At 36.8% G+C, this 3,906-nt stretch carries 5 protein-coding genes and 1 other RNA gene; 4 read left to right on the top strand and 2 right to left on the bottom strand.

Features of this window, described 5'->3' with window-relative positions; genetic code table 11:
* Nucleotides 1–96 precede the first annotated feature (96 nt).
* Nucleotides 97–708 carry a Holliday junction resolvase RecU gene (recU, locus tag EQ827_RS08115; protein ID WP_181190485.1) on the bottom strand — a complete coding sequence of 204 codons (612 nt, stop codon included), beginning with the start codon at nucleotides 706–708 and terminating at the stop codon, nucleotides 97–99.
* Between the two features lie 63 nt (nucleotides 709–771).
* On the opposite strand from recU, the gene EQ827_RS08110 reads away from it, so the two are divergent.
* The 4 genes from EQ827_RS08110 to EQ827_RS08095 all read left to right on the top strand — a co-directional run bounded on the left by EQ827_RS08110 (nucleotide 772) and on the right by EQ827_RS08095 (nucleotide 3,459).
* A complete protein-coding gene (locus EQ827_RS08110; protein ID WP_181190484.1) occupies nucleotides 772–1,326 on the top strand; it encodes an SLOG family protein in 555 nt (184 codons plus the stop codon).
* Nucleotides 1,327–1,406: 80 nt separating this feature from the next.
* Nucleotides 1,407–1,874, top strand: a complete 468-nt coding sequence (gene gpsB / locus EQ827_RS08105; protein WP_181190483.1) for a cell division regulator GpsB — start codon at nucleotides 1,407–1,409, stop codon at nucleotides 1,872–1,874.
* Between the two features lie 36 nt (nucleotides 1,875–1,910).
* Nucleotides 1,911–2,271: RNase P RNA component class B (gene rnpB, locus EQ827_RS08100), an RNA gene on the top strand.
* Nucleotides 2,272–2,325: 54 nt separating this feature from the next.
* Nucleotides 2,326–3,459: a THUMP domain-containing class I SAM-dependent RNA methyltransferase gene (locus EQ827_RS08095; RefSeq protein ID WP_181190486.1), complete on the top strand. Its 1,134-nt coding sequence runs from the start codon at nucleotides 2,326–2,328 to the stop codon at nucleotides 3,457–3,459.
* Here EQ827_RS08095 and EQ827_RS08090 read toward each other — a convergent pair.
* Nucleotides 3,447–3,906: CorA family divalent cation transporter (locus tag EQ827_RS08090; protein WP_309109356.1), on the bottom strand; the 460-nt coding region annotated here is incomplete at its 5' end. The two genes, EQ827_RS08095 and EQ827_RS08090, sit on opposite strands and share 13 nt — an antisense overlap.

Genomic DNA, 3,906 nt, shown 5'->3' with positions numbered 1-3,906 from the left:
ATAATTAAAGCTGTTGCAATACTAAAAAAGTATTTTATACCGCGATGAGCGGGACGAGAACTTTTTTTGGAGCGATGATACTTTTCAACACGTGAATTAGCCATGATTTTCTCCTGTGGAATGGATTAGGCGGTAACAAACCTCTAAGTAGGGTAAAACCGGATTATAACCCGCATGAATTTCAAATGAATTCTGTTCAATGAAATTTAAAGGTAATGATTTTTTGCCACCTTGGCCTGCTTGTTGCCAAAAATTAATCAGTGGCTCAGCTGGTAAAACGAAATAACGCTGAAGAGTAACGAATTTAATAATCACGAAACAAATACCTTGCTGTTTTAGACAATTAGCCAAATGTTGAATTTGATGCTCATGAAAATTGCTCAAGGGAAAAGAAGTTTTGTGACGTGTTTCTTTAGCCTCAAAATCAATATAATGCCCTTGATAAACCCCATTGTAGTCTGTCGTTGAAGCCTGGCGGAAATAGGCTTCTTTAATTACAGCACGGCTGCGTTTAGGATAATCAACTTTAACAATTTGAATCGGCGTGGGCTTTTTATAAATTACAGCTAATTGGTGATTACGATAATAAATATTACTCTCATTAATTTCTTGCTCTAAAGTCATGCCCCGATCTCCAAAAATAACCGGACGTTTGGAGGCAGAAGACATAACTGCGGCTGACTTAATTCCTTGGGGATATTTAATCAATTTATTACCTCCTAGCTGTTGAATATTATATCATGGTTCTGAAATAGACAAGAAAGATGATTTATGGAAAACATTAAAAATCTCTGGATTAGTGGGTATCGTTCGTATGAGCTAGGAATTTTCCAAGATGATGATCCTAAAAAGAAAATTATTGAAGACTATTTAAGCCAAATTTTACAAAATTATTGCGATCAAGGCCTCGAATGGATTCTCACTGGCGGCCAATTGGGGATTGAACAATATGCCATTGAAATAGCAGGTCAATCAATATTTAAAGACTATAATTTACAAACTGCAGTTATGCTACCCTTTAATAATATGTCCAAAAATTGGAGTGAAAAAAATCAGCAACGCCTGGCGAAAACTCTGACCAAAGCAACGTATTATAATAGTGTGAGTCAAAATGATTATGTTCATCCCAGCCAATTTACTAACTGGCAAAATTTTATGCTGCAGCATACTGATGCGTGCTTATTAGTCTATGATGTGGAATATCCAGGAAAAAGCCAGTTTGAATATCGGGCAATTCAAAAATATCAACAACATCATGACTATGGTCTTCAAATAATCGATATGTATGATTTACAAGATTTTGTCGATTCCCAAACTGATGTTTAAAAAATATTAAAATTATTAATTTATGCTAAAGCACTAGTCAGTTTTTGTTATAATAAAAGAGTATGATAGGGGTGTTATGAATGAAAGAGATTAAATTAGATCCAAAGCAAATTGTTGAGAAACGTTTTAAAACTGCTTTAAAAGGATATAACGGCCAAGAAGTAGATGCGTTTTTAGATGAAATTATTCAAGATTATGAAACTTATGATAAAATGATTACTGATCTAAAAGCGGAAAATAAGCGTTTGATTGAACAATTAGATAGTAATAGTGCACTTAGATCAGCGGCAGTTACAACGCCTTCAGAAAAATCTGCAGTTGAAGTAACAACCGCATCTGTGAATGCTACTAATGATTCTTCCGATGCACCTGTACCTGGTACAACTTATTATGATATTTTAAAACGCCTTTCGAATTTAGAACGGCATGTATTTGGTCAGACTTCAGCAAATACAAATAATAAAATAATGACATCAGTATCCAATGATACTCGGCGGCCAGTTGTTAGTACAAATGAACAATTAAATCAAGATGATGAGAAAGTCTAGCAATTTAAGGCTTAATAGAGTATGATATTAAGTGCAGGTTTTGAGTAATCGCGGTTTGCTACTGCAAGCTGAGGAAAGTCCACGCCGGCATAAGCTGCAATGCTTATAGTGTTCGCGTTCAGCCCAAGAAGCTGGAGAATCTGGTTATCCAGATGACGGCGGCCAACTTGCTAAGGTCTTTTGACTAAGCAATAGTAGCCTGAAAGTGCCACAGAAACGCATACTTTTGGAAACAAAAGTTTGGAACGGGTAAACCCCACGAGCAGGAAACCCAAACTTTGGTAGGGGAGTTTCGACACGGGGAAACAAACTCACGTCGAAAACACTTTTGTGTAGATAGATGATTACTGAAGGCAGTTAGTGGCGTAACTGTTGGAACAGAACGTGGCTTATAGAAATCTGCATGCCAAAAGGGTGGACTTGTGTCCACCCTTTTTTTATTAAAAAGGAGATAAATATGAAATTATTAGCAACCATGGCTAGCGGCTTTGAGGCAATAACTAAAAAAGAACTTCAGAATTTGGGTTATCAAGTTCAAATTGAAAATGGCAAAGCCTACTTTGAAGGTGGATTAGAGGATATCGTCAAAACCAATTTATGGTTACGAAGTGGGGATCGTATTAAAATTGTTTTAAAAGAATTTGAAGCCTTAAATTTCGATGATTTATTTGAAGAAGTGAAAGCTGTTGATTGGGATCGCTGGTTGCCCCTTGATGCTGCTTTTCCTGTCAAAGGGCGCAGTGTTAAATCTCAATTACATTCTGTTCCGGATATTCAAGCCTTAACAAAAAAAGCAATTGTCGATAAAATGACGACTGTTTATCATCGTCGTGGCTGGCTGCCCGAAAGTGGTTCCATCTTTCAAATCGAAATCCGTTTAGTTAAGAATCAGGCGGAATTGACACTTGATACAACAGGCGAATCTTTATTTAAGCGGGGTTACCGGCAGGAACATGGTGGTGCACCTCTTAAAGAAAACTTTGGAGCTGCATTAGTCTTATTAACCCCTTGGCGGGCAAGTGATCCTTTTTGCGATCCTACAACCGGATCGGGCACTATCGCCATTGAAGCTGCTTTGATTGGACGCAACATTGCCCCCGGTTTAAAGCGGCATTTTGCCTTTGAAAAATTCCCTTGGTTTGATGAGCAAATTTTGACTACAGCACGCACACAAGCTCAACAGCAGATCTTACCTAGCGGTGATTTACAAATTCAAGCCAGTGATATTGATGGTTCCATGATTGACATTGCAAAACTTAATGCTTATCAAGCTGGGGTCTTGCATGATATTCAATTTAAGCAGATTGCTGTTAAGGATTTACAATTAACTAATGATAATGGCTTTTTAATTGCCAACCCTCCATATGGTAAACGAATGCAGGCTCAAACCCAAGCTCGACAACTTTATCAACAAATGGGGCAAAATTTTGAAAAATTATCCACTTGGAGCAAGTATTATCTCTCTAGTGATTTAGAGTTTGAAAAATTTTATGGAAAAAAAGCTACCAAACGCCGTAAATTATATAACGGTGCTTTAAGAACGGACTTGTTCCAATATTGGGGACATCCTACTTATAGGAAATGACGCCGAATCATATCGATAATTAAGACAAGAATTAACACTACACTAATAATTACTGCGTAAATCCAAGCCCATCTACCTTGGGTTAGGGGCAAGGACATGTTCATACCATAAAATCCCACGACAATGGATGGGATTGTCAAAATTAACGAATATACGGTCAAATAACGCATGACATCATTTGTATCATTATTTAAGATATTATTATATGTACCAGCTAATTGTTGGACGATGTCATTTAATAATTGAAAATCTTTAAGAGCCTGATTAGATTCAATCCGGGCGGCTGTTAATTGTTGTCGCAAGTTATGATCTAACTTTAAAGTACTATTAGGCATTTTAAAAAAGGCCGAAATTTGATTTACTAAGTCGTTATTGCCAGAAGTAGCAGTAAGCCCAAAGGTGATTTTTGATTGTAAAGCGGCTAAATTTTTAATTGTAATGGCTGTC

Origin of the sequence: Bombilactobacillus bombi (assembly GCF_013607485.1) — a bacterium.
Lineage (GTDB): Bacteria > Bacillota > Bacilli > Lactobacillales > Lactobacillaceae > Bombilactobacillus > Bombilactobacillus bombi_A.
Note: the sequence above shows the minus strand (reverse complement) of the source record. Positions and strands in the feature narration are given on the sequence as shown.